We start from the raw sequence: 451 nt of genomic DNA, 5'->3' as shown, positions 1-451 counted from the left end.
CCCAGAGGGAGAGGGGACTGACCGAGTTGTCTGGGTGATGTACGCCGACCTGCGACTTCAGTGGTGAACTTCGCTTGGCCAAGCCTGAGATCACGTGGATCATTCAGGTCGATGTAACTCGCAAGATCGCCACCGTCAGTCCCCTCTCCCTCCGGGAGAGGGCTAGGGTGAGGGGCTCTTTTCAGCCTCACACCAGATGCAACGCCGTAAGCAGCATGTCGATCACCTTGATCCCCACGAACGGCACGACAATCCCGCCGACGCCATAGATCAGTAGATTGCGCCGCAGCAACGCCGCCGCACTCGCCGCCTGCACCCGCACGCCGCGCAATGCCAGTGGAATCAGCACAACAATGATCAGCGCGTTGAACACAATGGCCGAGAGAATCGCGCTCTGCGGACTGCTCAGATGCATGATGTTCAGCACGCCCAGCTGCGGGTAAATCGAGGC

General features: G+C 60.1%; 1 pseudogene. It reads right to left on the bottom strand.

The features are described 5' to 3' along the window. Nucleotides 1-187: 187 nt before the first annotated feature. Nucleotides 188-451 (bottom strand): annotated as a pseudogene (locus J5M56_RS25320) (potassium-transporting ATPase subunit B); the annotation flags it as partial.

Source organism: Pseudomonas sp. 51_B (assembly GCF_017491595.1).
Lineage (GTDB): Bacteria > Pseudomonadota > Gammaproteobacteria > Pseudomonadales > Pseudomonadaceae > Aquipseudomonas > Aquipseudomonas promysalinigenes.
Note: the sequence above shows the minus strand (reverse complement) of the source record. Positions and strands in the feature narration are given on the sequence as shown.